The sequence below is a fragment of the Paucihalobacter sp. genome (assembly GCF_036825875.1).
In the GTDB taxonomy this organism is placed as follows: domain Bacteria; phylum Bacteroidota; class Bacteroidia; order Flavobacteriales; family Flavobacteriaceae; genus Paucihalobacter.
Genome location: NZ_DAISXK010000081.1, coordinates 1 through 4,589 on the forward strand (window position 1 = coordinate 1; position 4,589 = coordinate 4,589).

Consider the following 4,589-nt stretch of genomic DNA (forward strand, 5'->3'; position numbering starts at 1 on the left):
CTGTAACGAAGAAGCCTTGACTTACCGGAATATATCTTCCAGGTGTTTTTCTTGGCGTTCCTCCCATACCAACATCTGGATGGGTTATACCTTGACTAGCACTTGGTGCGCCACCAGATAAATTGTAGGTGCCATAGCCACCTTGGTATTCACTTAAAATATGTGATCCGCCACCCCAATGTTCCCAGAAATACAAGCTACCATTCAATGCACCAGTGCCACCAATAACAGGACCATTATCTAAAATAAACTGATCAGCATCAATGGCAGAAGGATAAGGATTACCCACCAAATAATCGCTGTTAGCAGCCAATGTTAGATTGATGTTGCCATTGTTAGGCTTGCCAGTAAACACATAATTTTGATCATCAATTACAGCACCCGTACCTGGGCCTTTCATAGTGAAACCTTCACCAGCTAAGATGCTACCAGTACTTCGCACATGTTGCCAGGCCGAATATTGTCCTGTAGCTTGATTGGCAAATTTCCAAATCCAGAAATCTGCTATACCAATAGGTGAGGTGTTAGTGCCATTGAAGCCCGCAGATATAAATGTGATAGGATTGGTACCATCTCTTAAAATAGTAGGTAAAGTATAGTTATTATTATTGGTGGTTGTATTTCTAAGTCCTACTGGTGACGACCAGTAATTGTAGGTAAATCTGTCGGCTGTTCCTTGTTGATCGCGTTCTAATCTACCAGAGCTGGTTATATCAAAATCACTATCTATAGTCTGAATGAGTTGCGATTCGCCTTCAAGGTCAATCGTGCCATCAAGTTTTAAGTAGTGGGTAATGGTTAAACCATAGCCTTCATTTGTCTTAGTATCTCCAGCCACTGTCAAAGTATTAGATTCTACCTCTAAACTAAGTAAGTGTCTATTGCCATTTTTGGATGTTGGCAGAACAGAATTATCAACAACTATATTGTGACTCGTTTTGGCAATGTTCCAGTCAATAGTAATATTTGGATTAACAAGCGACACACCACCAGGAATGTACTGCATAGTACCATTAGTCCAAGTGTCAGCAGTATTCCAGTCGGCATTGCTATTAGAAATATATGGCAAAGGTGCTGTTTGTCTGTCGACGGTTCTTAAGTTTCTTAGAGCACCTTGGTTACCATTCCCTGAGGCGTCATCGGTATTTGTGTATGTATAAACTGACATAGGATAATAAGCAGCCAAATCAGACCACGGCACCGAGCCTATTTCATATTTTGTAATGGTGATTGGTAATACTTTTCCAGCAGTAAAGGAAGCATTCTGCTCAATTTCCTGATTCATTATAAATCGAAGTTGTGCTTCAGTAAGTGCGCGATTCCATATACGAACTTCATCGATATTTCCTCTGAAAAAGTTTTCTGGATTGTTTTTTCCTCCTGCTGCAATGTAAAAATATTCGTTTGTGGGAACAGGGGCTATTCTTGATGTTGATACATCCCGAACACCATCAATATAAAGGCTGACTTCTGTTCCGTTGTAAATAACGGCGACATGATGCCACTCACCTCGAGGTATAACTGTATTAGATGATATATTTTGATTGACGCCATTAAACCATCGCATTCGAATTCTGTCATCACCTAAAATGGCTAATTCATAACCATTAGTGAAGCCCACATTGCGTTTGCTTACTATTACTGAACGTCCAGCATCTGTTGGGTCACGATTTATCCAAGCTGATATTGTGAAACCTGATGGATTTAAATTCAGTTTATCTTCCATATCAACAAAATCTGAGGTGCCATTGAAGTAAATAGATCGTACCACTTCGATTTGAGGGGCATAGCCAAAAGTGATATATTTTGTTCCGTCAAAATCATAAGTTGTTTCCAAATTACCATTACCATCATCTACCATTAATGTGTAGGCAGCTGTTGGGTCAAATACTCCAGTATCAGAAATGAACATATAATAACTTCCTGGCGGATTAATATTTCTAACAGCATTTTGAGGAATACTTACTTTGACCGTGGGTACATCGCCACCTGTTTCAACAAATTTCCAGATACGCTGCATGGCTGTAAAGCTTACTTCTGTACTTAAGCCTGGTATACCTGCACTCATGTCTACAGTAATGGTAGCTGCGGCAGCGTTCAAATCGGCACCATTATCACCCCACATTAAGAACTCTTTATCGTTTAAGGTAGTTGAGTTTAAGGTTTTATTGTCGTAATTGGTTTCGTAAATATCAGTAAGTCCAACGGTTAGGATTCCTTGTGTTCGACCAATTCCGTCGGTTGCGTCATTGACACTACGCGATTGTTTTTGTTCTAATTCGGAAGCATCATCTCTACCTATTCCGGCAATATCATAATTGTAGCTTCCAGCACTTGCATCCCATATAATTGAGCCATCACTATCCGCGTAATCCTGTGAAGTTCCGTTTAAACCTAAAGTTATACCATATTTGACCGCTAAATAGGATTGGATTCTGTTTCGTTCTCTAGTATTGTCTGTGTCATTATTAGTTGCAGTATATGATATTACTTCTGCAATTCTTCCATCATAACTACCATCCCAATACTGGCTCCTACCTAACCAATATCTGGTATTTCTTATTTCAGCAAATTGAGCCGGTGAATTATCTTCGTTACCAACATCAACAGCATTGAAATAAAGATGCATATTGTCGTTTGACGAATTATGTCTAAAATTAACAATACCTATTTGATTGTAGTTTGTTCCAGAATTGGTATCGGCGCGTCCGTAGCCATTTCCTGGATAATCACTACCATCACCTCCTTCGTTTGTTGTTCCTATACAATAGGTTAAACGTTCATTGTAAAATCTTTGTGTAAATGATCCATAACCAAAACCGGTAACATCTTCGGTATATGTGTTTCCAGTTGGGTCCGTACTAGTAAATGTATCTAAGGGTATCATAGTCGTCGTAATGACTGGGTCCGGCATTAAGACTACAAACACGTCGTTACTATTAAACCCACCAGTACCCTTTAGTTCTTGCCTGTTATTTAAATAGGTCATGTCTCTCCATGACGTATTATTATTATTTTCAAATTCAATGACAGGATTAAAATTAAAATTTCTAGTTACATTATGCTTATAAACGGGTGCTTGATAACTTACAACGGTTTCTGCATGGTTTCCTTTTCCATTGTCATGCCATTTATTTATTGGAGCATTATTTGGGAGAATTCCAGATCCGTTTACTTTATCTGCTTTTAACCATAGATCCAGATCATCCGTGACACCTCCTGGTGCAACTGATGGTGTTTGAAATGTTGTTCCAGTAATAGTAATGTTGTCAAAATGAAGTTCATCATTATCTTCATTACCACTATTTCTTATTCTAAACTGTGCTGTGGCGGAGCTTGGAAAAAAATGATCAGTTTTAAAAATAGTAACGGTTTTGCTATAGAAAATAATTGTCGTGCCATTTTGGAAATCGGCGGTTTTACTAGGAACGTTTCCAGATAAAAAATTACCGATTTCAGTCCATGAAGCACCTGAATCTGGTCTGTAATCTATATAAAACCTTTCGCCAGTTTCCATACTTCTCGCAGTAAAATAAAATTTAAAATCAATTTTATCATAAGCAGATAAGGTCAGACCAGGCGAAAATGCATTTCCATTTCGGAAAACTCTTAAATTCCAGTTACCTTGGTAAGATCGACCAGCCGTATTGTTTCGGTCGCATCTATATGCAAGATTCCAGCCGTTATTGCCAGTTTCGAAATTTGCACTATGAATTATTGTTTGCGATAACAATTGAAAGTTCGTAGCTGTACAAATAAGAAGCGTTAACAGCGTGTTCCTCAAGTGGAGTAAAGTAATAGTTTTCATAAGCGGTTATTTAATAGTTTGGGACTAATTAATAAGCAAACATAATAATTTGTTCTGTGAAATGCAAAAAAAATCGATGAAATGTATTTATATAATATAAGTAATTGAAAATCAGTGATTTTTAATTTTGATGTAGTTTATAATTTAGTTAAAATTTTAACCAATACCATTTGATATTAAGCTAATTAAAAAAAAGCTGAATCGGGTGATTCAGCTTTTTTTAACAAAATTTGTAGGTTTAGAACTTAATGAGTTTCTTCATGAAATTCAAACCGTTATCCTTATTGGTTATTTTGATAAAGTAAGGAGCTTCATCGAGCCTATCAAGACCATTGATGGTGATCTTATTATCGATACTCAACAACCCTTTTTTATAAACGACTCTTCCGTTAAGATCGTAAATCAAAATATTAAATTCATGGCCATTAGTACCCGATGGTAAATTTATGGTAATACTTTCTTTAAACGGATTAGGCATAATTGAAACACCGGTATTTGTTACCTCGTCAATATCTAAAGTGGTTTCATCCATACCATCACAATTTTCATCAATTCCGTTGTCAGGAATTTCAGGTGCACCTGGATAAATTGTGTCATCAGTATCATCACAGTCAGTATTGTCTAATACGTAGCCATCTGGCATAGTACAAGTATAGATTGAATTATTCGGGTCTCCAAAACCGTCATTATCCATATCTGCATAATACGTAGTTCCATTACCATTATCTGTTACATCCCAAGTACAAGTAGCGTCATTAAAAGTTGCCGTTTCATAACATGC

General features: G+C 37.2%; 2 protein-coding genes. Both read right to left on the reverse strand.

What is annotated here, in order from left to right:
• On the reverse strand, positions 1-3,808 hold a 3,808-nt coding region (locus V7Z48_RS13400; protein WP_334114126.1), incomplete at its 3' end, for a LamG domain-containing protein.
• Positions 3,809-4,046: 238 nt separating this feature from the next.
• Positions 4,047-4,589 (reverse strand): MopE-related protein (locus V7Z48_RS13405; RefSeq protein WP_334114128.1); only part of this gene is annotated, 543 nt, incomplete at its 5' end.